Source organism: Nonomuraea sp. NPDC049269 (assembly GCF_043197155.1).
Lineage (GTDB): Bacteria > Actinomycetota > Actinomycetes > Streptosporangiales > Streptosporangiaceae > Nonomuraea.
In genome coordinates this window covers 406488-429798 of the sequence record NZ_JBICSO010000002.1, presented here as the reverse complement: position 1 = coordinate 429798, position 23311 = coordinate 406488, and the positions used below count along the sequence as shown (strand labels likewise).

Here is a 23311-nt window from a genome sequence, read left to right as displayed (position 1 = left end):
CATGCCGAAGACTTCAGCGCGACTGCTGTCGTTGCTCTCGCTGCTCCAGACGCGCCGGGACTGGCCGGGGGCGCTGCTGGCCGAGCGGCTGGACATCAGCTCGCGCACCGTACGCCGAGATATCGACCGCCTGCGCGAGCTCGGCTATCCCATAGTGGCCTTCAAGGGGCCCGACGGCGGGTACCGGCTCGAGGCCGGCACGGAGCTGCCCCCGTTGCTGTTCGACGACGAGCAGGCCATCGCTCTGGCCATCGCACTCCAGATCGCCACCACCACGGGTGCCGACATCGCGGAAGCCGCGGCCCGGGCGCTGAACACCGTCCGGCAGGTCATGCCCGCCCGGCTGCGCCACCGGATCGACACCCTCCAGGTCATCGCCGTCGAGCGGCCCGGGATCCGACCGGACCCACAGGCCGACGGCGGCGTACTCATGGCACTCAGCGCCGCCGTCCACGCCCGCGAGGTGCTGCGCTTCGACTACACCCCCGTAACCCCAGCAGGAGCGGACGACAACGGCGTGCGGACCCCGCCGCGCCGGGTGCAGCCCCATCACCTCGTCACCTGGGGCGGGCGCTGGTACCTCGTCGCCTGGGACCTCGATCGCGAGGACTGGCGCACCTTCCGTGCCGATCGGATCACCCCGCGCACCCCTACAGGGCCCCGCTTCACCCCGCGCGAGCTGCCCGCAGGTGACGTGGCCGCCTTCGTGGTCAGCAAGTTCTGGAACTCCGACCGCTCCGGCAACTGGCCCTGCCGCGGCGAGGTGATCCTCGGCCTACCCGCCGCCGCCGTGTCCCCTTATACCCGCGACGGAATCGTCGAGGAACTCGGCCCGAACCGCTGCCGGCTCATCCTGAACTCGTGGTCCTGGCTCAGCCTGGCCGCCGCCATCGGCAGGTTCGACGCCGACATCGAGGTCGTCGGCCCAGCCGAGCTCAAGGACGCCTTCGCGCGCATGGCCCGCCGCTACACCGACGCCACAACCTAAAGGCTGTAGCGGATCAGGGTGTCCAGGCCGGATCCCGGCCGATGACGCCGAGCAGACGGTCGAACGCCGGGGCGTCGTCCGGCACCGCCACCGGCGGCCCGAAGGCGCCGCGCTGCCTGCCCATCTCCACCATCCGGCCGGTGAAGTCGAGCGCCCGCGCGACGGCCTCGGGCTCCGGCTCGTACCGCCGACCGGTGGCCCTGGCCAGGTCCCAGCCGTGCACGACCATGTCGACCAGGTACATGTGGGCCAGCGTGGTCATCGGCAGGCCCATGCCGGGGCTGGTCCCGTCCCATGCCTCGCGCCGCGACCAGGCGGCGAGCGTGCCCTTCACTCGCTCGGGGAAGTCGCCCGCGTAAGGGCCCTGCTCGACCAACGGCCCCTTACGGCCCAGCGACTCGAACAGCTCCGCTACCCACTCCAGATGGTTGATCAGGTCTTTGACCTCGAACTTCGCGCATGGCGTAGGCGACCCGAACTGGTCTTGCCGCACCGCGCGCACCAATCCAGAGGTGCGTTCGGTGGCGCGTGTCATCAGCGGCATCATGTCGTCCATGGCGGACATGGTGCCCCGCGCGTCTCAGGCGCGGCTTGTAGAAACGCGACAGCGCGGCTGGGTCAACCCGTACGCGGGGCTCAACTCCTTCAATTTCGCGCGCCAGGCGCCATCCCCCGAAATTTCGCCGTACGTGGAGCATTTCTGGGTCGTCACCTGGACCGACCTCGCCGAGCCGTACGAACAGCGCATCGTCTCCCACCCCACCGTGAACATGACCATCACCCAGGACTTCCACCAGATAGCGGGAGTGATCAAGGGTGGGTTCTCCTACACGATGCGGGGCAGCGGCCGCGTGCTCGGCACGCGGTTCCGCCCCGGCGGCTTCCGGCCGCTCCTCGGCGGCCCGGTCTCCGAGCTGACCGACCGTTTCGTGGAGATCGGTGAAATGTACGGCACGGCAGGCGCGGCCCTGGTCGGGCAGGTCCTGGCCGAACCCGACCCCCGGGCCGCCATCGGGCTCATCGAGAAGTTTCTAGTGGGTCTGGGGCCGAAGCGGGATCCGCTGGTCGAGGAGGTCGCGGCGCTGGTGGCGGCGGTGGAGAGCGACGTGTCCATGACCAAGGTCAACGAGCTGGCCACCATATCGGGCCGGTCGGTGCGGTCGCTGCAGCGCCTGTTCAGGGACTATGTCGGCATCGGCCCCAAGTGGGTGATCCGCCGCTTCCGGCTGCACGAGGCCGCGGAGCGGATCTCCCAGGGCATCGACCTTGCCACGCTGGCCGCCGAACTCGGCTACACCGATCAAGCCCACCTGACCCGTGACTTCACCGCCGCGGTCGGCATGCCACCCGCGGCCTACGCCCGGCTCAGCAGCCAGGCCTGACCCTCCACCCCGGCGTTGTCACGCCGGGTGCGTCGGCTGGGTCCCCTCGCCGGCGCTGTCCGCTCGAGCGGGGAGGAGCAGGGCGGTGACGACCACGGCCACGGACAGCACCGCGCCGATGATGAAGGCCAGCCGCATGCCGTCGAGGCTGGCGAGCGCCTCCGTGACCCCTTCGGACTTCAGGGCATCGGCTCGCGCGCTCATCACGGTGACCACAAGCGCGGTGCCGAAGGCCGCGGCGACCTGCTGCAGCGTGCTCAGGATCGAGCTGCCGTGGGAGTAGAGCCGCGGGGGGACCGCGCCGAGCCCAAGGGTGAACACCGGGGTGAAGGTCAAGGCCAGACTCGCCATCAGCAGCGCGTGCAGACCGAGAAGCTGCCAGTACGGCATGGTCATCGAGACCTGGGTGAAGCCGGTGAGCGCGAGCATGATCCCGATCGCGCCGGGGATGACCAGCACCCGGCCGCCGAACTGGTCGAACAACCGGCCGACGGTCGGACCGAGCAGCCCCATCGCGAGGCCGCCCGGCATCACGAGAAGGCCGGTCTGCAGTGCGGTGAGCTCGCGGATGTTCTGCAGGTACAGCGGCAGCAGGATCATCGAGCCGAGCATCGCCATGAAGGCCACCGACATCATGATCAACGCGACCGTGTAGGTGCGGTAGCGCAGGGTCCGCAGGTCCAGCAGCGGCACGCCACGCTTCTGCAACGACAGTTGCCGAAAGACGAAGACGGCGATGGCCGCCAGGCCGACCGCCACGATCGCCGCGGCGACACCGACGTCACCGCCCTCGAACCGGCTGAGCCCGTAGACCAGGCCGCCGAAGCCGACAGCCGCGGTCACCACGCTCAACCAGTCGATGGTGCTGAACTCGGGCTCTCCGACATTCTTGAGCTGCTTCAGGCCACGCCATGTGATCAGGGCGGCGATGGGGAACACCACGGCGAACAGCAGGCGCCAGGACCCGAACTGAAGGATCACCCCTGAGACCGTCGGGCCCATGGCGGGCGCGACCGAGATGGCCAGGGTGACGTTGCCCATCACCCGGCCCCGGTCCTCCTCGGGCACCACCTGCATCAGTGTGGTCATCAGCAGCGGCATCATCACAGCCGTCCCGGACGCCTGGATGATGCGGGCGCCCAGCAGCACCTCGAACGACGGCGCGACCGCGGCCAACGCCGTACCGAGCAGGAACAGGCCCATCGCGGTGGTGTAGGCGCTGCGGGTGGACACCCGCTGCAGGAACCATCCGGTGATCGGGATGACAGCGGCCATGGTCAACATGAAGGCGGTCGAGAGCCACTGAGCCGTCTGCTCGGTTATGTGCAGCGCGCCCATCAACCGCGGGATCGCATTGATCATGATTGTCTCGTTGAGGATGACCACGAACGTGGCGAGCACCAGCAGCCGGATCACGGCCGGGGTGCGACCTGAACCGGCGGTCGCGGACTTGGCGGGTGAGTCGAGCTGTGGGCTGGGCACGGCACCTCTATCGGGGGTCGTCGGACATGATGTGGTCATGGCTGGCGAATTGGTGGTCATGCAAAGTCTGACCGGCACCACCGACAAAACTCATCGCCCTGCCCCAGCATTCCGGCAAGTGATACGAAATACCACCCGATTTTCACCAGCGAACGATGGTCTCCCGATCACGCGAAGGAGCACCTAATCGCCCATGACCTGGGCGAACACACTCCGGGAGCTCGCTGTCCGAGACCGCGACGTGCTCCCCGGCGGGTTCGCACAGCGTACGGGCATCGGACGACCTCCCGCCCCGAGCGGCGCGGCAGCGGGGGCGCCGTGCCGCCTACGGTCGGCGCGCGGTTTGCGACATGAGCACCGCCCCCGATACCGCCCAGCAGCGCTTGGACGAATATCAGCGGCTCTTCGGTCAGGAGAAGACCAGCCAGGGCATCCGCTTCCGCCTGCGCGCCGAGCCCGGCGTGGCGGCGTGGGTACGGGACCTGGCCGATCGGGAGAAGGCGTGCTGCGCGTTGTTCGCCCTTGCCGCCCTCGCCGAGATCGGCGGAGCATGGCTGGTCTGGTAGGGCGTACGCGAGCAGCGCGGCGTCATCTGGATCGGCGCCGGCGTCCTCGCGCTGGGCCTGTACGGGTTCGTCGCCACCCTTCAGCCTGATGCGAACTTCGGGCGCATCCTGGCCGGTGTCGCCGTGATCATGTACGCGCCGCGCGGCTGAAACGCTCCGTCACCAGCCGTTCGTGTGCCCCCCTGTCGTAAGGGTCCGCGTGCTGTTTCAGCACGCGGACGCTCTGTGCGGACCGGAGTGACTCAGTACCAGATGTAGACGCCGTAAGTCTGGAACGGGTGCCAGGTGCCGTCGAGCTCGCATTTCACGTGGTCCGCAAGCCAGCCGCCATAGGTGACCAGAATGTATGCGTGACAGGTCACGAAATCGCTGGAGGTGTGGACGCGGTGCCACGATGAGGCGTGGGCCGGAAGGGCTCCGGCCAGGAGCGCGCCACTGACGGCGGCGGCGCCCAGGCTCGCGGTGAGAGCTCTTTTGATTGCCTTCACGCTGGTGTTCCTCTCTGGTGCCCGAGCGGAACCCTCCCGCCGGGTGATGACTACGTGCCGAGCGTCTTGTTCGGTGAAGTGGCGATGGCGAGGTGCGCGCCTGGGAGCCCCGTGTTCTACATGGCGTCCTTGACCCTGATCTGGCCGTTGTCAATGACGAACCGCTGGTTGGCGTGGTCCATGCAGCGCCACAAGCGGACCTTGTCGCCGTTGTAGCGGGTGTTGCCGACGTCCAGGCACACGGGTTCACCGGCGGCGAGGGTGTCCTGGAGGATGATCTTTCCTCGCCTGACGACCCACTTCTGGTTGGCGTGGTCCAGGCACTGCCACAGGCGGACCCGGGCGTCGTTGGCGCGGGTGTTGCCGGCGTCCAGGCATACCTCCCGGGCGGTGCCGACGGTGTCTTCGACCTTGATAGCGCCGTCTTCGATGACGAACCGCTGGTTGGTGTGATCCAGGCAGCGCCACAGCCGGATCTCGGTGCCGTCGGCGCGGTCGTTGGTGGCGTCGATGCAGACCGGGAACGGAGCCAGGCCGGAGCGAGCGGCATGGTGCTGGGCAGAGGCCGCAGCGGGCAGAGCGGTGAGCGCGCTCACGGCGGTGACGACGGCGGCGCCGGCCAGCAGACGGCGGGCGAGCAGCATGGTGCCTCCTGAAAGGAAGATCACTTCGACCCGAGAAGCCTCCCGCAACCCACAGTCAAAGATCAACTACCCTCAGTACATGTTGCCCGCTCCACCTTGCGCCACCGCTTTCCCGGAGGGGCGCCACAACAGGGCATACGGGTATCACCGTGGCGGCAATGCCACCACCACCACCTCGCATGATTACTTATCGAACGTAATCAACTACTTAATGTAGCGATCGTTTCGAGGTCGGAGGATCATGCGTCTCCCCCCACGGCATGCACCACTCGCCGCCACCATCATCGTCATCGCCGGCCGTCCAAGCCCCGCCACTGCCAACGGCACCTCCCACGCCGAAAAGACGCACGCCACGATCGCCGGGCCACCGCCGGCCGCCACACGGCCGGAACCGGAAGGAGCCGGGGCATGAGGCAACCAGCGGCGACCGACGTCATCAAGGTGATGATCGTGGGAGATTCGATCAGTCACGGGAGCAGCGGGGACTGGACATGGCGCTACCGGCTCTACAAGCACCTCCGCCACCACGGGGTCAACCTGGACCTGGTCGGGCCGAAAAACGATCTGGAGGCCATCACCACGGCCCGGACCGGCGACGGTGACCAGAGCTATGCCGATCCCGACTTCGACTCCGACCACGACGCGCAGTGGGGACGTCCCTACTGCGCGGAGATGAACGAGATCACCGCCAAGGTCGCCGAGCACCACCCGGACTATCTGCTGGTGCTGCTCGGTATCAACGACCTGTTCTGGTACGACCATGGGACGGAGCAGAACGAGGCGAACCTGCGTACCTTCATCGGCAACGCCCGCGCCGGCAACCCGGCGCTGCGCCTGGTGCTGGGCACCCTGCTGGACACTCACAAGGCCACGCACGACCCCCTCTTCAACGCCCGGGTCTCCGACTTCAACCGGCAACTGATCTTGGTCGCCAACGACCTGCACACCCAGCAGTCCCCCATCGTCATCGCCGCCACCCACGCCGAGTTCGTCGCCTCCGCCCACACCTGGGACGGCACCCATCCCAACGCCCAAGGCGAACTACGGATCGCCGCCGCCTTCGCCGACACCCTGGCCGGCCAGTTCAAGATCGGCGCCCCCTACCCCCGCCCGTTCCCCACCGTCACCGAGGTCCTCCCCACCGCCAAGTCCGTCACCTCCTGACGCGCTCGAACCAGCGCCAACAGACACCACGAGAACCAGCCGGGACGGCGCCGGGCAACACCGACGCCGTCCGGGCTCCGCCACCAAACCGCGCGCGAGTCGGTGCGCAACTCCAGATCACCGTTTCGACTCGCGACTCGGGCCGCCTGGAGCGCCAGGCCCCTTCCCGGACGACACTCAGGAGGAACCCATGCTCGCCACTCTCGGCGCCCTGGCCGCCGCCGCCCTGCTCACCCCGACCATCCCCGCCTCGGCGGACGCGGCCACCGACATCCAGATCGTCGACGGCTACACCACAACTGTCTCCGACAGATAGGACAGCACCACGGAGACGGCACGGCCTGCTGAACACCCTTGCCATCAGCGCTAAAAGAGAGCGGTGGACGCCAACTTCGCCGCACTAAGGGCGATCGCCACCGCCGCCACCGCCATCCCCGCCACCGATGTGCTGCGGTTGTACACCGTGGCGATCGTGGCTTGCTTCCGTACCCCAGGCCATGCCAGCGCCGCCGCGATGACCCCGAGCCCCGGCCTCAACCAGTCCTGCGTCAGCCGGATGCCGACGAAGATGGCGAGCACCGCGAGAATCAGGGAGACGGGACCGAGACGATCAGTTAATCGGGTCATAGCGAGCGAGTGTAGAGCGCTCACCCTCACTGTGATCGATCGCCGCCGAGCACGACCGCAGCCCGTCCACGGCGCTGGACATCGGCAAGCCTTCCTGATCTGCTGCGTGCGGGTACCGGACAAATACCAGCCGGGGCGGCGGCTGCAGGAGGTGCGGGCGCTCAGCCGGCTCACAAAGGCAGGCCGGCCGATCGGGTGATGTGCTCATGGGCCATGGAATCCCAGTCCGACAGCCCCGTGAGCCTGGCCCTGACCCGCTGGGCGTCGGCGTGGTCGAGTTCCTCGAAAATGTGCAGCGCGTCGCCCCAGATGAGCCGGGCGGTCTCGCCTTCGCCCAGCTTCTGGTGGCTGTCGCCCAGCCGGGTGAGCGTTCCCGCCACGCTGCACAGATCGCCCGCGTTCCGGAACAGCACCAGGCTCTGCCGGTAGCAGTCGATGGCCTGCTCGTGCTGCTGGAGATGATGATGGATGTGGCCCAGGCTGTCCCAGGTCGCCGCCTGGCCGTGGAGGTCACCCGTCAGGAACTGCAGGTCGAGCGCCTGCCAGCAGTAGGCGAGGGCCTTGGAATGCTCGCCGAGCAGCGTGTAGTGCCAGCCGACCGCGTTGAGCGCCCGCGCCTGCCCGGCCTGATGGTTGGTCCGCTGGTAGAGCTCGAGCGCCTGCTTGGCGTGGCTGAGCGCCTCCCGGTAGCGTTCCTGCCGTTCGAGCACTCCTGACATGTTCCCGTGCGTGTGCGCGGCTCCGGTGAGGTCGCCCAGGTCGCCGTAGAGCCGGAGCGCCGACTGGAAATGCCCGAGGGCGTCGTCATAGCGGCTCAGCTTGGTGAGGGCCCACCCGAGGTTCCGGTAGGCGTGCGCCTGTCCGATCATGTCGCCGGTACGGCAGGCGGCCTCCAGGCCCAGCTCCTGGAGCCCGGCCTGTTCACGCCATCGGCCCTGTCGATCCAGGAAATCATTCAACAGCCATGTGAGCTGCCATAAATGCGTGTCGAACCCTGACTGCGCAGCGAGGGAGACGGCCGCCATCAGGACCGGATGCTCGGTCTTGAACCATTCCATGGCCTGCTCGTGGTCGTTCGCCGCCGACAGGACGACTCCGGGCTGGGGCGGCGTCAGGAGCAGCGGGCTCTGATGGACGTTGAGCAGCCGGGCCGAGTGGTCCGCGGTGTGCACGTAGTGGTCGAGCAGCCGGTGGAGCGCGGCCTGCCGTTCGGACTCGACCTCGTGGGCGCTCGCGAGCTCGGCGGCGTAGGCACGCAGCAGGTCGTGGAAGGCGTAGCGGCCGTGAGCGTGCTGGGTGATCAGGTGCGTACGCGTCAGCTCGGCCAGCAAGGGACGCGTCTGGGCCAGGGACATGCCCACGAGGCTGGCCGCGGCCGGCGCGGTGATCTCTGGGCCGGGGTGGGAGCCGAGCAGCCGGAACAACCGCGCGGTGTCGGCGGTGAGCGCGTGGTAGGACCACGAGAACACGGTACGGATCTGCGTCATCGGTTCGCCGCCGTCGAAGACGTCCAGGTAGGCGTCGTCGAGTTCGGCGACCAGAACGGACAGCGAGACGTCGGGGTTGCTCGCCGCCCGTGACGCCACGATCGCGATGGCCAGGGGAAGCCGCGCGCACCGTCTGATGATCTCCTCCGCCGCGTCTGCCTCGTCGACCACCCGGTTCGCGCCCAGGCGCTTGGCCATCAGCTTGCGGGCGTCCGAGACGGGCAGCAGCTTGAGCGGCAGCGGGTGGGCGCCTTCCATCGCCATGAGCCCGGACAACTGGCTGCGGCTGGTCACCAGGACCAGGCAGCCCGGCGAATCCGGCAGGAGCGGACGTACCTGCTCGGAGTCACGGGCATTGTCGAGCACGATCAGAACCCGGCGCCCGGCGAGCATGCTCCGGTAGAGGCCGGTCTGGGCGGCCAGGCCGGCCGGCACCCGTTGGGGTGGCACGCCCAGCGCCTCCAGGAGGCTGCGCATCGCCTCGGCGGGGCTCATCGGCGATCCGGTCGGGTCGAATCCCCGCAGGTTGAGGTACAGCTGGCCGTCCGGGAAACGTTTACTGACATGGTGCGCCCAGTGCACCGCCAAGGCGGTTTTCCCCACTCCGGCCGCTCCCGACAACACGGTGACGACGACCGCGGTGGGCTGTTCGTCGGCGGCGCCCAGGAGCGCGTCGAGCCGCTCCAGCTCGGGGGCGCGTCCGACGAATCCGTAAACGTCCAGCGGCAGCAGGGCAGGCGACATCGGAGCGGGCTCGGGCGAGGCGTGCAGAACCTGCCGGTGAACCTCGCGGAGGTATTCGCCCGGCTCGATGCCCAGCTCCTCGATCAGCACGTGCCGGACTTCCTGGTAGACCCGCAAGGCCTCGGCCCGCTGGCCGGAGGCGTTCAGCGCCAGCATGAGCTGGCCGTGGAACCGTTCACGCAACAGGTGGCTGGCAACGAGGAAGCGCAGCTCGCCGACGAGCGAGGCGTGCCGGCCCAGCGCGAGCTCGGCGTCGATGCATTCCTCCATCATCTGGCACCAGATGTCCTCCCACACCCGGACGTAGTGCGCCCGCAGCACCTCGGAGTCGATGCCGGTCATCGGCTCGCCCCGCCACAGCGCGAGCGCGTCCCGGAGCAACGCGGACTGCCCTTGCTGGTTCATGCTCGCGGCGGCCTGGGCGGCTCGCGCCCGCAGGCGCTGGACCTGTGCCGTGTCCACCTCGCACTTGTCCACGTTCAGCAGGTAACCACCCGGTTTGGTGAGCAGGACCTGCGAGGTCGCGAGGAGCTTGCGCAGGCGCATGACATGGCTGTGCACGGTCTCGCGTGCCGTCGGGGGCGGCTCGCGGTCCCATAGGCAGTCCACCAGATGCTCGACCGGGACGACCTCGCCGAGGCGGAGCGTGAGCGCCGCGAGGATGATGCGTTGTTTGGCGGACGTGACCGGTATCAGCACGTCCTGGTCGTCACGGATCTCCAGTGGGCCCAGCAGTTTGATCTTCACCGACTGCCCCACCTTTCTGGTGTCATCGAGTTGCCAGCCAGCTGCCAGGAACGCATGGCATAATGCTGCTTTTTTGTGGATCAATCACACAATGATCAGCCAAACCGGACACGTCAACGGGGCTGGTCGATCAGTGTAATGAATTCCTGACAACCGGTGCCATCGAGCTGCCATCCGCCTGCCAGGCGGCGTCGCGACGATCTCGTTACCAACGAGTAGCGTCTGTGAGGAGCTCAGCTTGCGCAGGTTCACCTTAGCCACCGCGGTCGCGGCGGTATTGCTTCCCCTGCTCGCCGCGTCACCCGCCGCCGCCGACACCGTCGGGGACGCGCCGACGGTCCCCGTCCAGGGGATCGGCCCCGGCCTCTACTTCCCCGCATCCCACACCTACGAGCTGCATGAATCTGACGTGGCGGCGGGCGCGATCGGCCGGCGTCACAACGTGACCGTCGTGGACGATGGCCTGGCCAAGCCGCAGACCGCCCCCGCGTCACGTCCCGAGCTGGGCGTCTTCGGACCCGGCTGGCAGGCCGAGTTCCTCGGCGGCACGATCGCCCGGAAACTGGAGATCCAGAACGGCGCCGTCGTCGTCACCGAGCTGGACGGCGGCACCTCGACCCGCTACGCGCTGACCAGCAGCATCTCCTTCCCCTCGGGCGGCGGCATCCAGAAGTACGAGGACCCGAACGGCTCCAAGATCACGGAGACCACCAAGTGGGACGCGGCGGCCGGAGAGCTGCACACCACGGTCGTGGAGACCATCGCGTCGAACCTGGCCACGGCGGACGAGGGCGACGACGTCTTCGTCAACGCCGGCGGCACCCCGTTCACCGAGGCCGAGCTCAGCCCCACCTACACCTGGAACAAACTGGGCACACTCCAGGGCGACAACTGGCGTGTCACCGGGTTCGGGACCAGCGCGTACGGCACGAGCCTGCTGACCTACGACTCCGCCGGACGGATCAGCACCATCAAGGACCCGGCCGTCGACGAGAAGCCGGAAGAGACGGTGACGCTCCGCTACGCGACCACCACCACGGCCACCTCCGGCTCGTTCGGCGACTACGCCGGCCAGGTCAAGGAGATCACCGTCGTCTCCGGCACCGAGGCGCCGAAGACCGTGGCCAGATTCGACTACAGCCTGTCAGGCTGGCTCAGTGCCGCGAGTGACCCCAGCAGCGGCACTGCGGCGGAGACGTACACCTACGACACGGCTGGACGCCTTGACCACCTGAACTCGCTCGAGCTCGGCAACTGGGACCTGTCCTTCCCCGCGAACAGTGCCTCCCCCACTGTGGCCTCGACCGAGCTCGACCGTCCGTCCGCCATCGACCCCCTGGCCGGCGCTACGGGAGTCGGCGACCCCAACGCCGTCGAACCGCCCGCGTCCGACTTCACCGACCCTGCCAGCATCGACGGGACGCTGTCCTCCCCCACCAAGTGCGCAACCGTCGAGAACTGGTTGTGGTACACGAAGAAGGGCTGTTCGGCCTGGGCCGCGCACTACGGCTGGCACAACCCGCAGTTCAAGAACACCCCCACCGGATTCCAGGTCGTCGGCATCAACCACGACCACTGCACGAACTCGCCGGACAAGCCCCGGTACCTGTTCTGGAAGTTCGACTTCCGGGTGCCCTGTGACATGCACGACTACGGCTACGGCCTGATCGGCAACACCTACAAGGGCTACAAGTGGTACATCGACCGGAACAAGAAGTCCAAGGTGGACAACCTGTTCTTCACCACGCTCGTCAAGAAGACCTGCCCCGCGTACTCGAAGGCCGCGCGTGTCGGCTGCCTCCAGCTGGCCGCCATCTATCGGGTCGGGGTGCTGGCCGGTAAGCCCAAGAACGGTGCGGACGCGACTCACGGTTCGCGCCCATAGAAGCACCTGAACCCATGACCGGATGGCGGGCGGAGGCCATCCGGTCCTTTCACGAAGGTCCTCGACAGCGCCTCAGCTGTCGGCGGGGCCGGGGCCGCCGGGCGAGATCAGGCCGGTCTCGTAGGCGACCACCACGGCTTGGACACGGTCGCGCAGGTCGAGCTTGGACAGGATGCTGGCGACGTGGGTCTTCACCGTGGCCACGCTGAGGGTCAGCTGGTTGGCGAGTTCGGCGTTGCTCAGGCCGGTGGCGAGCAGGCGCAGCACATCCAGTTCCCGGGGCGTCAGCTGGTGCAGATCGCGGTGGAGGGTGGGCTTCGCGTCGTCGCGGCGGGCGAAACGCTCGACCAGGCGGCGGGTGATGGTGGGCGCGAGCAGGGCGTCGCCGGAGCGCACCAGACGTACCGCGGCCACCAGGTGTTCGGGTGAGACGTCCTTGAGCAGGAACCCGCTCGCCCCCGCGGCGAGCGCGGCGTACACGTAGTGGTCGAGGTCGTAGGTGGTCAGGATCAGCACGCGGGTGTCCTCGGCACCGCCCGCGAGGATCCGCCGGGTGGCTTCGAGGCCGTCCATCTGCGGCATCCGGATGTCCATGAGCACGACGTCGGGCCTGGTACGGCGGACCGCGGCGACCGCTTCGGCCCCGTCGACGGCCTCGGCCGCCACTTCGATGCCGTTGGCGGTGAGGATCATGCGGAATCCCGTGCGTACCAGTGCCTGGTCGTCGGCGATGACGGCGCGCAACCGCTCGGTCATACGGTCCGCCACGGGACGCGGGCCTTGATCCGGAATCCGCCCCCGGGCGTCCGTCCGGCGTCCAGGGTCCCGCCGTAGACCGCGAGCCGCTCGCGCAACCCGATCAACCCCCTGCCGTCACCGGTACGCGGCCCGGCGCTTCGTGTCCCGCCGGTGTCGCTCACCTCGATCTCCAGCCAGTCGCCGTGATGGCCGATCGTCACGGACGCGGCGGCTCCGGGCGCGTGCTTGATCGTATTGGTGAGGGCTTCCTGTACGACCCGGTAGGCGGCGAGGTCGATCCCGGGGGGCAAAGGCCCGGGCGGCGACACCGCGACGCGCACCGGCACTCCGGCGGCGCGGACTCGTTCCACCAGGCCGTCGAGCTGTTCGAGCCCGGGTTGGGGTTCGAGCCCGTCGGATGGCCCGTCGAGGCGTTCGCCGCCCGGGCCGGCGAGCAGGCCCATGACATGGCGCAATTCGGCCATGGCGGCCCGGCCGCCGGACTCGATCGCGAGCAGAGCCTGCTTCGACTGTTCCGGCTCCACGTCCATCACGCTGCGGGCCGCACCGGCCTGGATCACCATCACATTGACATTGTGGGTCACCACATCGTGGAGCTCGGCGGCGATCCGGGACCGCTCCTCGGTGACAGCCCTGCGCATGGCGTCCGCCTGCGCCTGCTGCAGCTCGGTGAGCCGGTGCCGGCTGGCTCCAAGCTGCCGCCGCCAGAAACGGACGAAACTCCCGATGACGCCGACGCTCAGCAGGACGACGAACGGCCCCATCCAGCCCGGCAAGGCAGGCGTGATGTCCCCGAACCCGGCACTACCGGCGAGCCCGGCGGCGAGCACGAGGCCACCCATCGCCGGGATTCGGTGACGGCTGTGGGCGGCGGCGCCGTACGCGGCGACAGCGCAGGTCAGTACGGTGATCCAGGTCGCATCCGCTTGGGTGGCCCGGGCCGCTGCCAGCACCACCCAGAAGGCGATGAGCGGGTACCGGCGCCGCGCCGCCAGCGGCAACGCCGTCAGCGCCACGAGGAACACGGGCGGGTCGTGGGACGGAAGCCGGGCAAGCGGTAGGGATGCGCCGGGAGGTAGTGCGTGGCCGGCCGGAGGACCAGGTCGCAGCCGCAAGTACTCGATCGCTTCGGGCTGATGCGCGGTAGAGCCGATCGCTGGATCTTTCGCCCATAGAGTCACCGCGATGACCGTCAGGACGATCGCGATCACCACGTCGACGGCGAGTGCTCCGCGAGACAGCCTTGGGGGTCCGCCGCTGCTCCGCCCCGGCGTGTCCCGGACGCCGCGCTGATCTGAGTAGTCCTCGTTCAGCCGGCTGTACAGGTCGAGCACCTGCCGCCACCACGACCGTCGTTCACCGATTTCCACCGGCACATTGTCACGCCTGCCCCGTTCGTCCCACATCGGTCGCCATGACGGGAGTTCCCGCTCTTCGGGACTAGATCGCAGGGATGAGCCGGCGGCCCCTCGTTCTCAGGCGGTACGTGATCTCGGTTTGACGGCCGAAGCGCACCCACATGAGCAGTACCTAGTTTCGTTCCCGGCACTGTTCATGACCACCTTTTCAGGAGGACATAGCGTGACTTCTGTCCTGCAGGCCCAGGCACTGGGCAAGAAGTACGGCAGACGCTGGGCGCTGCGCGAGTGCACCATCGACATCCCGGCGGGCCACGTCGTGGGGTTGGTGGGTCCCAACGGAGCCGGCAAGTCCACGCTGCTGAAGCTGGCCAGCGGCCAGCTCGAACCGACCGCGGGCGGCATCACCGTGCTCGGCGGCCGGCCAGGCGGCACGTCCGCGCAGTTGGCCAAGGTCGGGTTCGTCGCCCAGGAGACCCCCGTCTACGCGGGCCTGACCGTTGCCGAACACCTGCGGCTGGGAGCTCGGCTCAACCCCCGCTGGGACGACGGCATGGCGCGGGAACGCATCGCGCGGCTCGGCCTCGTCCCCGCGCATCGGGCGGGCAAGCTGTCGGGCGGCCAGCGCGCCCAGCTCGCCCTCACCCTCGGCCTGGCCAAGCGGCCCGAGCTGCTGATCCTGGACGAACCCGCGGCCGCACTCGACCCGCTGGCCCGTCACGAGTTCGTGCAGGGGCTGATGGAGGCCGCCGTCGAGCACAAGCTGAGCGTGGTGCTCTCCTCCCACCTGGTCTCCGACCTGGAACGGGTCTGCGACTACCTGATCGTGCTCGTCGACTCCCGCGTCCAGATCGCCGGGAAGACCGACCAGCTGCTGGCCACCCATCACCGGCTCACCGGCCCGCGCCGCGATCCCGACCGGCTCCCCGACGACCAGCATGTGGTCTCCGCCAGCCACACCGACCGGCAGAGCACGTACGTGGTCCGTACCGACGCCCCGATCCACGACCCCGCCTGGACGGTCAGCCGGCTCAGCCTGGAGGACCTCGTCCTGGCCTACATGGACAGGCGCACCGCCGAGAACCGGCGAGTCGCCCTGGAGGTGCGGCGATGACCTGGCTGACCTGGCGGCAGTTCCGCGGCTCGGCCGCGATGACGGCCGCCGTACTCGTGGTTCTCACCGCCGTGCTGGCCCTGACCGGCCCGGATCTGGCCTCCCGCTACGCTGCGGGGATCGCCGGCTGCACCCCGGACAACACCTGCGACGACTTCTTCGACCGCTTCTTCGACGAGTACCAGCTCCCCTTCCTCGCCCTCACCCTCGTCGTACTGATCCTGCCGGCGCTGGTCGGGCTCTTCTGGGGAGCTCCGCTGATCACCCGCGAGCTGGAGTCGGGCACGCATCTGCTGGTGTGGAACCAGAGCATCACCCGCGGCCGCTGGCTGGCGGTCAAGCTCGGGCTCACCGGCCTGGCCGCCACGGCCGCCGCCGGTCTGTGCGGCCTTGCGGTGACCTGGTGGTCCGACCCCCTGGACAAGTCAGCGGTTCCGGAAATGGCCCGGATGGCTCCCCTGGTGTTCAGCGCGCGCGGCATCGCCCCGATGGGGTACGCGGCCTTCGCCTTCGTCCTGGGCGTGACCATGGGCGTGCTGGTGCGCCGCACACTGCCCGCCATGGCACTCACCCTGGTCGCTTTCACCGCGATCCAGCTCGCCATGCCGCTGCTGGTCCGTCCCCACCTGATGCCCCCGGTCACGTCGACCTTCGAGCTCGGCCGGACGAACGTGAACGGCATCGTGCCGCAAGGGCAGCAAGGCGGAGCCATGCAGGTCTTCCTGAGCACGTCGGCCGTTCCCGGCCACGCGGGCGCCTGGGTCCTGTCCAGCGTCCTGGTCGATCCGTCCGGACGTACCGTCGCCGGCGGCGATGGAGCCTCGGGGCCGTCGTCGACGATCGCGCGGTCCATCCCGATCTCCACGACGTCGGGACCCTGCGCACCATCAAGGGGACAGGGCACGGACGCGTGCACAGCGGAGATCAACCGGCTCGGCTATCGGCAGCAGGCGACGTACCAGCCCATCGAGAGCTTCTGGCCCTTCCAGTGGATCGAGACCGGGATCTACGCCCTGCTCACCCTCGGCCTCATCTGGCTCTGCTTCTGGCGGGTACGGAGAGGCTTGTCATGACCGTCGTCAGGATCGCGGCCGCCGGGCTCGCCCTGCTCCTGGCGGCGGCCTGCACGGCACCGGCGCCACCGCGCGGCGAGGCGAGCACGGCGGGCAGTACGGTCTGCGCGCCGCCCCAGGGAGCGCCCGGGGCGGAGACTCCCACCACGATCGACGTGATCGAGCAGGCGTACTTCTGCATCCTCGGCAACTACTACAGCGGCGCCACCCTGGACGCCCGCTCACTGCTGACCGCCGGATTCGTCGCCCTGACCCAGGAGGTCAACCGCAACGGACGCGACCTGCCGGGGGCCGGCATGCCCGCGCTGACCGGCGACCGCAAAGCCGACTGGGCCGCCTTCGAGGGGGTCTATCGGAAGGTCACCGATCAGGTGCCGGACCTGCGTGACAAGCTGGCCGTCGTCACCCTTGAGGCGATGGTGGCCGGCCTCGGCGACAACCATGCCGGCTGGACGCACGACGCCAAGCGGCCGCCCGACTACTACGACGGTGACGGCTACGGCCTGGGTCTGCAGGCGAACGTGGACGCTTCGCAGGCGGACGGCAACCTCGGCGTCGCACTCGCTCCGCTGTTCGTCACCGCCGTGCTGGGTGGCGCGGCGCAGGCCGCCGGACTGCGCGCGGGTGACATCATCGAATCGATCAACGGATCGGCGCCCTTCATCGATGGGAAGGCCACTCCCGCGATCGCCGCCCTCTACCCGCAATATCCGGAAGCGCGTCCGGTCCGGCTGCGGCTCCTGCGGCAGAGCGCCGGCCGCCGCTGGAGCGTGACGCTCAAGCCCGGCCTCTTTCAGCGGGATCTGGCCGCCCTGCAAGTGGTGCAGTCGAAGCTGCTGGACGACGATGTCGCCTACGTACGGCTGACCGGATTCGTGCCCGACTCCGCGGACCGGGCCCTGCGGGCGATCTCCAGGCTGCGGAAAGGCCGGACGTTGTCCGGCGTCGTGCTGGACCTGCGCGGCAACGGCGGCGGCAGCCCCACGGAGGCGATCCGGCTGCTGAGCGCGTTCGGCCACGGCAAGGTCACCGCCTACCAGTGCACCGTGGACGGCAAGTGCGAGACTTCACGGACCGACGACACCGTCGAGCTGCTCGGCCTGCCCCTGATGGTGCTCACCGACCGCAGCTGCGCCTCGGCCTGCGAGCACTTCAGCTCCGCGGTCAAGGACCTGCGCCTGGGCCAGCTGGTCGGCACCAGAACCGCCGGCGTCATCTCCGGGCCCGCGCAGTCGTACCTGCTGCGTAACAACACCGCGCTGGGCTTCCCGGCCAGGCATCACCTGGGGCCCAACCGCGAGGTGATCGACCGGATCGGCGTGCCGCCCGACCACTACGTACCCCTGACCCCCAAGGACGCGGCCGCCGGACGCGACCCCGCCCTGGCCAAGGCCCTGACCTTGCTGCACAAGTGAACGGACCTCTCCATGAGACTGCTCCTGGCCGTCGCCGCGGGACTGGCCGTCCTCGCCGCGTCCGCCTGCTCCACACCCGCGCCGCCCCGATCCGACGCCGTGTCCGCCGCGCCCGCCGGGCCTGCCACCCTGCCCGCCCCCTCCGGCGCCCACCCGGTCGGCACCACCGCCCTGTATCTGAAGGACACCTCCCGCCCCGATCCCTGGAACCTCGACGTCGACGCCAGGGAGCTCAAGGTCACCCTCTGGTATCCGACCGAGCAACGGGACGGGCAGCAGGCGCCGTACATGACACCCAAGGAATCGGAACTCCTCCTGAAAGGCTCCGGGATTGCGAGCGCGCCGTCCGACACGCTGAGCAAGACCCGCACGAACGCCATCAAAGACGCCAAACCCGCAGGGAAGACGTTGCCGCTGGTGGTGCTCTCCCCCGGCTTCACCAAGCCGATGAGCACCCTCACGTCCTTGGCCGAGGACCTGGCCAGCCGAGGGTACGTCGTGGCCGGGATCGACCACACCTACGAGAGCTACGCCACGACCTTCCCCGATGGGCGGGTCGCCGAATGCCTCGCCTGTGACAGCAACTCCGATCCCGGCTTCGGCGCCGGGCTCGTCCAGGGCCGGGCGGCCGACGTCTCGTTCGTGCTCGACCAGCTGCCGGCGAAGTGGGCCGGTTCCGACCGGATCGACCGCTCCCGCATCGCGATGGTCGGCCAGTCGATCGGCGGATCCAGCGCTATGGCGACCATGCTCGAAGACCCCCGAGTGCGGGCCGGGATCGACATGGACGGCACCGCCTACGCCCGGATCCCCAAGAGCGGGTTCTCTCGGCCGTTCATGTTCCTGGGTTCGGCGGAGCACGTCTCCGGAGGCCCCATGCCTACGTGGGACCGCGACTGGAAGCTGCTCACCGGATGGAAGCGCTGGATCGTGCTGACAGGAGCGGAACACCAGTCCTTCACCGACACCCCGCTGCTTTCGGACGCCCTCGGCATCAAACCCCTCCCCGGCGTCCTGGGCGCGGCGCGCGGCGCCGAGCTCACCCGCACCTACGTGGCGGCCTTCCTCGACCAGCACCTGAAGTCGCAGCGGCAGCCCCTCCTGGACAAGCCGTCATCGCGCTACCCCGAGGCCAAGTTCTGCCCCGCGACCTGTGCTCACTCCTGAGGCCCGGCGACCCCTGAAGCCGTCGGATGCCTGCCTGGCCGGGTGCACGGCGGCGAGCCTGGGCAGGTGACCAAAGACGCGATGCGCCAGCGGGATCGGCGACCGGCTGGAAGCCGGACGCTCGATCCCGCTGGCGCGTCAGGCCGGTGACGTGCCTACCCGGACGAAGAACCGAGCCGAGTCGTCATCCTGGAGGGCATTTCCGGTCCAGATGGGAGAGCCTTCAGGGCGCGTCCCAGCCTGCCGCTACGTCCTGTATCGGAAGATGATCCGGCCGCGGGTGAGGTCGTACGGGCTGAGCTCCACGAGCACCCGGTCATACGGCAAGATCTTGATGTAGTGCTTCCGTATCTTCCCGCTGATGTGCGCCAGCACCTTGTGCCCGTTCGCAAGCTCCACCCTGAAGGTGGCGTTGCGCAGGCACTCGACGACGGTGCCCTCGACTTCGATGCCGTCTGCTGTTCTGGTCATAATTCTCGCACTTCTCCGGTCGGTGACTTGTGAGGTCGATGAGGAGACGGATTCCGTTGACGCAACCGTGATCGACGCGCTGCATCAGGCCGGCCCCCTCGCGCGGTGAGGCGGTGGGGCGTCAGCGGAGCACCAACTCCAGGTTGCTGCTCGTACGCCGGGCGCCGACGCCCTCGAACAACGCCGTGGCCGCCCCGTTGGATTCGTTCACCTCGGCGGACGCCGTTTCGATCCCGCAGCGGTGCAGCGAACCCAGCACGTGGGCGAGCAGCGCCTGAGCGATACCGCGGCGGTGGTGGTCGGACCGGACTGCGATCAGCCCGATCCGTGGCTGCCGGGTCACCGGCGCCAACCGGACCAGTCCCACATATTCCCCGCACTGTGCCGCCACCGCGTACTTCGACGGGTCCAGCAGGGTGACGCCGTCCGGGCGAGGCAGCACCTCAGCCGGCATCTCCTGCCATCCGACGGTGGCCTCGACCTCGTCGCGAATCACGCGGTCCAGCTTGCGCAGAGGACCCTCCTCCGCCTCGCCGACGGCGACTATCGTCACGCCCGGCGGCGGCAGCACTGAGCCGAGTCCCGTGACCCGCGGGTCGGTGGGCACGAGGTACTCCCACTCGCGGCGTCGGGTCGTGAAGCCGACTCGCTCCCAGTGGGACGTCAAGTCGAGGTCGGCCTCGTCGACCAGCGTGTGCAGTGGCTTCGGCAGATCTGCCAGCATGGCATCGGCGAGTTGGTCGAAGGCCGCGCAGTGCCACGCGTCGATGCTGAGGAAGATCCGCCCGTCGGGTCTGCGCGAAGAATCGCCGCGGCCGACCACCCGGTCGTCCGCCACAGCGTGCCACTGCCTCTCCGCGACCCGCGTGATGGCTACGGCATGCTCGCCCGTGCCCGGAGTGAAATGCCCAGAGTCCATAGGTTGTTGCCTTTCGGGAGTGCCTTGTCGAGGCGCTCCCGGCGACGCCTACGTCAATCGCCCGACCGTGATGACGAGGGGGAGCACCCACATCGATACAGCGTTCATGGGTCTCACCTCCTCGCGGCCTGTCACGGTGTAGCGGACGCTATCAGCCCGAACGTCGTCCCGCCCAATCATTTTCCGCCGGCCAACCAGGCGGGCCGCCAACGCGCTCATCTGCCGCGATGTGTGCCGCCCGAACCGCGTCGTCGGCCACTTTCGCAGCACCTGTCGATCATGGTGTGTGCACGGTTGGTGCATCATGCAGCGCGCCAAGCCGGCCGAGTGGCGTCGTTCCTACCGGGGAGGACAGCCGCCTCTACCGATGAGCGGACGCTCGGCCCCCTGACCGATGGACGAAGGCGACTCTGCCACCATCAGTGCAATGAGCGACTGGGAGCAGTTCCTCCACGAGGTTTCATGGTTCCTCCAACCCGGAGATAGCGCTGTAGTGGGCGAGGCACAGCCGTGGACCCGCGGATCGATCGACGACTTGCCTGAACTGTCTGCTCTGCTCCAATCGACGACCCTCACGCCTGTCTCCGTCGGAAGCAATGCCTATGAGTTGCTGGCATGGGGATCACCGGACGATCGACGGGGATGGCTCTGCCACCCGCCTCACGATGTGGACGGTGATTCCGTCCCCCAGACCCACAAGAGCTTCTGGAAGCTCTGCGGCGGGATCGTCGAAAGGTTCCGTGAGCCCGCCACCTGGTGGAACAACCAGAACGAGGTGCTCACAGTTGATGCGACGCGCGTAGGCATCGCAAATGTACTCACCGACTATGCGTGGCTCTGGGAAGACGTCGGCCTGGAAGTTTCCATCAGCCCCGATGAGTACTACGCCGTCGCCATAGAGGCCAACGGGAATCTGACGCTGGCACATCGGCACGACGGTCGGCTACTTCTCTTCGCACCGGACCACGCGTTCACAGCTGTCGCGCCATTGGCCGGCTCCCCGCCGTACTCGTTACTCACGATCGATGACGTGCCTGACCTCGCGGCCTGGATAGAGGTGTGCGCCGCAGCCTGGCGACATCATCGATAGACCGACAAGCGTCCGGATCTGCCGCCGGACCGCGGGCTATGGGGTGTCATGGTGAGCGGATCGAGTCAGCCCTGTTAGTGCTGAGCGCCGAGTTCGACGGCCATCACGCCACCGATGATCAAGGCGATGCCCAGCATCATGACCTTGGTGAGCGGTTCGCCGAACAGGATACGGGAGCAGATGGCGGTCAGGGCGACGCCGGCGGCGGCCCAGATGCCATAGGCGACGCCGAGGGCGATTCCGCCGTTGAGGGTGATGGTGAGCATGGTGAACGCGGTGAGGTAGCCGGCGCCGACACCGATGAACCACTTCCTGGAGCCGCCGGGCTGCGAGGCCATGCGCAGCGCCAGGGTGCCGGCCGTCTCGGACAGGATGGCGCCGACGAGAGCGAGCCAGACCATCAGATGTGCCCTTCCTGTGTGTGAGCGGCCTGCTTGGCGTGGGCGGCCTGGGACCCGATCTCGACGCAGAGCACGCCGCCGATGACCAGGCCGATGCCGAGAGCCATGACCCCGGTCAACGGGTCGCCGAAGATGATGGTGGCGAGGATGGCGGTCAGGGCGACGCCGGCGGCGGCCCAGATGCCGTAGGCGACGCCGACACCGACGCCGAGCCGTAGCACGTAGGTCAGGGCGACGAAAGCGCTGATATAACCGGCCGCGACGAGCGCGTACCAGCCGGGATGGTCAACGGCCGCGCGCAGCGACAGGGTGGCGGTGACTTCCAGGAGGATCGCCGCGGCGAGCAGCAGCCACTTGTTCATCAGTCGGTCTCGTCTTCCAGAAGCTTGTCGATAGCAGTCGCCAGCAGCACCCGGTCTGGCTCGGCCGGGGCGAACACGCCGGTGGCGGCGGCGATCCAGTAGCCGTCGGCCGCCAGCCGAACCATGGTGAGCCGGGCACGGGTGGCCGGCGAAAGGTCGTCGGGCAGGATCAGCCAGGGTTGCAGCCGCCGCACCCAGGCGTCGGTAAACGCGTCGCGGTACATCGCATCGAAGTAGATCGCGAACTCGGCCTGGTCGTGGCGTTCGGTCAGCGAGACCTGCGCGTAGGCACGGATGCGCTCGGTGGCCGACGCGGCCGCCAGCGGCTTGTCCAGGCGGTCGAGCAGCAAATGCTCCCAGCGGGCGGCGACATGGTCGACCACCGCCAGCATCAGCGCCTCCTTGGTCGGGAAGTGGTACATCAACCCCGGCTTGGTCAGCCCGACCTGCTTGGCGGCCCCATCCAGGGTGATCGAGCCGCCCCCCTGCGCCCGGAGCAGCTCTAGCGCGCCGTCGATGATGCGTTGCTTTCCAGCTCTTGCCATGCCGTTACTTTACCTTCCGGTTGGTAAAGTAGGCAAGCTATGCGGAGCCGCGAGTACTCTGTCGAGAACAGGTTCTCCGTGTTGCCATTTCTCTTGACGACCAGGCACGAATCGCCTTCCACCCACTCCAGGCGCGCCGTCAACGGCATCAGCGTGGAGTAGAACTCTCCTCGATAGACGACGATGGCCGGGTCCTTGCCGACAGCCGCGTAGCACACGTTGCCAGAGGAGCACGATGAAGTCTGAGCAACCTCGACGGACGGAGCAGGCCGGTCGGTGCAGGCGACTGCACTCAATGCCGTACTGAGCGTGGCGACGATGCTCCATAGCCGTCTCACGAAGACAACCTTCCAGCCAAGGAGGCGTCGCGGTATACGGAAACATGGCTGAACGTGCAGTACAGGCCTGACTGTCCCGCCACTCTGCGGGTCTA

Annotated in this window: 24 protein-coding genes and 1 pseudogene; 11 read left to right on the top strand and 14 right to left on the bottom strand. The window is 68.4% G+C overall.

What is annotated here, in order from left to right:
- Nucleotide 1: 1 nt before the first annotated feature.
- Nucleotides 2-988, top strand: a complete 987-nt coding sequence (locus ACGFNP_RS11650) for a helix-turn-helix transcriptional regulator (RefSeq protein WP_393317462.1) — start codon at nucleotides 2-4, stop codon at nucleotides 986-988.
- Between the two features lie 13 nt (nucleotides 989-1001).
- On the opposite strand, the gene ACGFNP_RS11645 is transcribed toward ACGFNP_RS11650, so the two are convergent.
- Nucleotides 1002-1544, bottom strand: a complete 543-nt coding sequence (locus ACGFNP_RS11645) for a TIGR03086 family metal-binding protein (RefSeq protein WP_393317459.1) — start codon at nucleotides 1542-1544, stop codon at nucleotides 1002-1004.
- Between ACGFNP_RS11645 and ACGFNP_RS11640 the strand changes: the two genes are divergently transcribed.
- Entirely contained in the window at nucleotides 1543-2370 is an 828-nt protein-coding gene (locus tag ACGFNP_RS11640; protein WP_358339011.1) for a helix-turn-helix domain-containing protein, read from the top strand. The genes ACGFNP_RS11645 and ACGFNP_RS11640 overlap by 2 nt on opposite strands.
- An 18-nt stretch (nucleotides 2371-2388) precedes the next feature.
- Here the strand turns inward: ACGFNP_RS11640 and ACGFNP_RS11635 are convergent, their stop codons facing one another.
- Nucleotides 2389-3852 (bottom strand): MDR family MFS transporter, encoded by a 1464-nt coding sequence (locus tag ACGFNP_RS11635; protein ID WP_393317455.1) that lies wholly within the window; start codon nucleotides 3850-3852, stop codon nucleotides 2389-2391.
- 482 nt (nucleotides 3853-4334) lie between these two features.
- Here ACGFNP_RS11635 and ACGFNP_RS11630 point away from each other — a divergent pair.
- Nucleotides 4335-4568: pseudogene (locus ACGFNP_RS11630) on the top strand (YnfA family protein).
- Nucleotides 4569-4660: 92 nt separating this feature from the next.
- Here the strand turns inward: ACGFNP_RS11630 and ACGFNP_RS11625 are convergent.
- Both ACGFNP_RS11625 and ACGFNP_RS11620 read right to left on the bottom strand, forming a co-directional pair.
- Entirely contained in the window at nucleotides 4661-4906 is a 246-nt protein-coding gene (locus ACGFNP_RS11625; RefSeq protein ID WP_393317452.1) for a hypothetical protein, read from the bottom strand.
- A gap of 116 nt (nucleotides 4907-5022) precedes the next feature.
- Nucleotides 5023-5550: an RICIN domain-containing protein gene (locus tag ACGFNP_RS11620; RefSeq protein WP_358339002.1), complete on the bottom strand. Its 528-nt coding sequence runs from the start codon at nucleotides 5548-5550 to the stop codon at nucleotides 5023-5025.
- A 408-nt stretch (nucleotides 5551-5958) separates the two neighbouring features.
- Between ACGFNP_RS11620 and ACGFNP_RS11615 the strand changes: the two genes are divergently transcribed.
- Nucleotides 5959-6714 (top strand): GDSL-type esterase/lipase family protein, encoded by a 756-nt coding sequence (locus ACGFNP_RS11615; RefSeq protein WP_393317449.1) that lies wholly within the window; start codon nucleotides 5959-5961, stop codon nucleotides 6712-6714.
- A 190-nt stretch (nucleotides 6715-6904) separates the two neighbouring features.
- Nucleotides 6905-7030, top strand: a complete 126-nt coding sequence (locus ACGFNP_RS11610; RefSeq protein WP_358338996.1) for a hypothetical protein — start codon at nucleotides 6905-6907, stop codon at nucleotides 7028-7030.
- 50 nt (nucleotides 7031-7080) lie between these two features.
- Here the strand turns inward: ACGFNP_RS11610 and ACGFNP_RS11605 are convergent, their stop codons facing one another.
- Together ACGFNP_RS11605 and ACGFNP_RS11600 are read right to left on the bottom strand one after the other, a co-directional pair.
- Nucleotides 7081-7341, bottom strand: coding sequence for a hypothetical protein (locus ACGFNP_RS11605; RefSeq protein ID WP_393317446.1), 261 nt, complete (start codon nucleotides 7339-7341; stop codon nucleotides 7081-7083).
- Nucleotides 7342-7511: 170 nt separating this feature from the next.
- Entirely contained in the window at nucleotides 7512-10319 is a 2808-nt protein-coding gene (locus ACGFNP_RS11600; protein ID WP_393317443.1) for a BTAD domain-containing putative transcriptional regulator, read from the bottom strand.
- Between the two features lie 238 nt (nucleotides 10320-10557).
- Here ACGFNP_RS11600 and ACGFNP_RS11595 point away from each other — a divergent pair, with 238 nt between their 5' ends.
- A complete protein-coding gene (locus tag ACGFNP_RS11595) occupies nucleotides 10558-12204 on the top strand; it encodes a phospholipase A2 (RefSeq protein ID WP_358338987.1) in 1647 nt (548 codons plus the stop codon).
- Nucleotides 12205-12276: 72 nt separating this feature from the next.
- Here the strand turns inward: ACGFNP_RS11595 and ACGFNP_RS11590 are convergent, their stop codons facing one another.
- Together ACGFNP_RS11590 and ACGFNP_RS11585 are read right to left on the bottom strand one after the other, a co-directional pair.
- Nucleotides 12277-12960 carry a response regulator gene (locus tag ACGFNP_RS11590; RefSeq protein ID WP_393317439.1) on the bottom strand — a complete coding sequence of 228 codons (684 nt, stop codon included), beginning with the start codon at nucleotides 12958-12960 and terminating at the stop codon, nucleotides 12277-12279.
- Nucleotides 12957-14333, bottom strand: coding sequence for a sensor histidine kinase (locus ACGFNP_RS11585; protein ID WP_393317437.1), 1377 nt, complete (start codon nucleotides 14331-14333; stop codon nucleotides 12957-12959). Before ACGFNP_RS11585 ends, ACGFNP_RS11590 begins: the two co-directional genes overlap by 4 nt.
- Before the next feature lie 211 nt (nucleotides 14334-14544).
- On the opposite strand from ACGFNP_RS11585, the gene ACGFNP_RS11580 reads away from it, so the two are divergent.
- The 4 genes from ACGFNP_RS11580 to ACGFNP_RS11565 are packed head-to-tail and all read left to right on the top strand — an operon-like array spanning nucleotide 14545 to nucleotide 19090.
- Nucleotides 14545-15435: an ABC transporter ATP-binding protein gene (locus tag ACGFNP_RS11580; RefSeq protein WP_393317435.1), complete on the top strand. Its 891-nt coding sequence runs from the start codon at nucleotides 14545-14547 to the stop codon at nucleotides 15433-15435.
- Nucleotides 15432-16508 carry an ABC transporter permease gene (locus ACGFNP_RS11575; RefSeq protein WP_393317433.1) on the top strand — a complete coding sequence of 359 codons (1077 nt, stop codon included), beginning with the start codon at nucleotides 15432-15434 and terminating at the stop codon, nucleotides 16506-16508. Before ACGFNP_RS11580 ends, ACGFNP_RS11575 begins: the two co-directional genes overlap by 4 nt.
- Nucleotides 16505-17923 (top strand): S41 family peptidase, encoded by a 1419-nt coding sequence (locus ACGFNP_RS11570; protein ID WP_393317430.1) that lies wholly within the window; start codon nucleotides 16505-16507, stop codon nucleotides 17921-17923. The genes ACGFNP_RS11575 and ACGFNP_RS11570 overlap by 4 nt, the downstream gene beginning before the upstream one ends.
- Nucleotides 17924-17935: 12 nt before the next feature.
- Nucleotides 17936-19090 carry an alpha/beta hydrolase family protein gene (locus tag ACGFNP_RS11565; RefSeq protein WP_393317427.1) on the top strand — a complete coding sequence of 385 codons (1155 nt, stop codon included), beginning with the start codon at nucleotides 17936-17938 and terminating at the stop codon, nucleotides 19088-19090.
- A gap of 246 nt (nucleotides 19091-19336) precedes the next feature.
- Here the strand turns inward: ACGFNP_RS11565 and infA are convergent, their stop codons facing one another.
- Together infA and ACGFNP_RS11555 are read right to left on the bottom strand one after the other, a co-directional pair.
- Nucleotides 19337-19561 (bottom strand): translation initiation factor IF-1, encoded by a 225-nt coding sequence (infA, locus tag ACGFNP_RS11560; protein ID WP_393317424.1) that lies wholly within the window; start codon nucleotides 19559-19561, stop codon nucleotides 19337-19339.
- Nucleotides 19562-19682: 121 nt separating this feature from the next.
- Entirely contained in the window at nucleotides 19683-20480 is a 798-nt protein-coding gene (locus ACGFNP_RS11555) for a GNAT family N-acetyltransferase (protein WP_393317421.1), read from the bottom strand.
- A 427-nt stretch (nucleotides 20481-20907) separates the two neighbouring features.
- On the opposite strand from ACGFNP_RS11555, the gene ACGFNP_RS11550 reads away from it, so the two are divergent.
- On the top strand, nucleotides 20908-21570 hold the full coding sequence (locus tag ACGFNP_RS11550) for a hypothetical protein (protein ID WP_393317418.1): 663 nt from the start codon (nucleotides 20908-20910) through the stop codon (nucleotides 21568-21570).
- 74 nt (nucleotides 21571-21644) lie between these two features.
- Here ACGFNP_RS11550 and ACGFNP_RS11545 read toward each other — a convergent pair whose 3' ends face one another.
- From ACGFNP_RS11545 to ACGFNP_RS11530, 4 genes are read right to left on the bottom strand one after another with little or no spacing between them, the layout of a single operon-like run.
- Complete coding sequence (locus tag ACGFNP_RS11545; protein ID WP_393317415.1) at nucleotides 21645-21971, bottom strand: DMT family transporter; 327 nt, start codon at nucleotides 21969-21971, stop codon at nucleotides 21645-21647.
- A complete protein-coding gene (locus tag ACGFNP_RS11540) occupies nucleotides 21971-22333 on the bottom strand; it encodes a DMT family transporter (RefSeq protein WP_393317412.1) in 363 nt (120 codons plus the stop codon). Before ACGFNP_RS11540 ends, ACGFNP_RS11545 begins: the two co-directional genes overlap by 1 nt.
- A complete protein-coding gene (locus tag ACGFNP_RS11535) occupies nucleotides 22333-22878 on the bottom strand; it encodes a TetR family transcriptional regulator (protein ID WP_358338951.1) in 546 nt (181 codons plus the stop codon). Before ACGFNP_RS11535 ends, ACGFNP_RS11540 begins: the two co-directional genes overlap by 1 nt.
- Nucleotides 22836-23216 (bottom strand): hypothetical protein, encoded by a 381-nt coding sequence (locus ACGFNP_RS11530; RefSeq protein ID WP_393317409.1) that lies wholly within the window; start codon nucleotides 23214-23216, stop codon nucleotides 22836-22838. The genes ACGFNP_RS11535 and ACGFNP_RS11530 overlap by 43 nt, the downstream gene beginning before the upstream one ends.
- Nucleotides 23217-23311: the final 95 nt, after the last annotated feature.

Coding starts and splice junctions, on each gene's coding strand:
- ACGFNP_RS11610 (WP_358338996.1), top strand. CDS start 6,905: ATGCTCGCCACTCTCGGCGCCCTGGCCGCCGCCGCCCTGCTCACCCCG.
- ACGFNP_RS11565 (WP_393317427.1), top strand. CDS start 17,936: ATGAGACTGCTCCTGGCCGTCGCCGCGGGACTGGCCGTCCTCGCCGCG.
- ACGFNP_RS11615 (WP_393317449.1), top strand. CDS start 5,959: ATGAGGCAACCAGCGGCGACCGACGTCATCAAGGTGATGATCGTGGGA.
- ACGFNP_RS11620 (WP_358339002.1), bottom strand. CDS start 5,550: ATGCTGCTCGCCCGCCGTCTGCTGGCCGGCGCCGCCGTCGTCACCGCC.
- infA (WP_393317424.1), bottom strand. CDS start 19,561: ATGACCAGAACAGCAGACGGCATCGAAGTCGAGGGCACCGTCGTCGAG.
- ACGFNP_RS11605 (WP_393317446.1), bottom strand. CDS start 7,341: ATGACCCGATTAACTGATCGTCTCGGTCCCGTCTCCCTGATTCTCGCG.
- ACGFNP_RS11555 (WP_393317421.1), bottom strand. CDS start 20,480: ATGGACTCTGGGCATTTCACTCCGGGCACGGGCGAGCATGCCGTAGCC.
- ACGFNP_RS11570 (WP_393317430.1), top strand. CDS start 16,505: ATGACCGTCGTCAGGATCGCGGCCGCCGGGCTCGCCCTGCTCCTGGCG.
- ACGFNP_RS11575 (WP_393317433.1), top strand. CDS start 15,432: ATGACCTGGCTGACCTGGCGGCAGTTCCGCGGCTCGGCCGCGATGACG.
- ACGFNP_RS11640 (WP_358339011.1), top strand. CDS start 1,543: ATGGCGGACATGGTGCCCCGCGCGTCTCAGGCGCGGCTTGTAGAAACG.
- ACGFNP_RS11650 (WP_393317462.1), top strand. CDS start 2: ATGCCGAAGACTTCAGCGCGACTGCTGTCGTTGCTCTCGCTGCTCCAG.
- ACGFNP_RS11550 (WP_393317418.1), top strand. CDS start 20,908: ATGAGCGACTGGGAGCAGTTCCTCCACGAGGTTTCATGGTTCCTCCAA.
- ACGFNP_RS11590 (WP_393317439.1), bottom strand. CDS start 12,960: ATGACCGAGCGGTTGCGCGCCGTCATCGCCGACGACCAGGCACTGGTA.
- ACGFNP_RS11535 (WP_358338951.1), bottom strand. CDS start 22,878: ATGGCAAGAGCTGGAAAGCAACGCATCATCGACGGCGCGCTAGAGCTG.
- ACGFNP_RS11540 (WP_393317412.1), bottom strand. CDS start 22,333: ATGAACAAGTGGCTGCTGCTCGCCGCGGCGATCCTCCTGGAAGTCACC.
- ACGFNP_RS11645 (WP_393317459.1), bottom strand. CDS start 1,544: ATGGACGACATGATGCCGCTGATGACACGCGCCACCGAACGCACCTCT.
- ACGFNP_RS11545 (WP_393317415.1), bottom strand. CDS start 21,971: ATGGTCTGGCTCGCTCTCGTCGGCGCCATCCTGTCCGAGACGGCCGGC.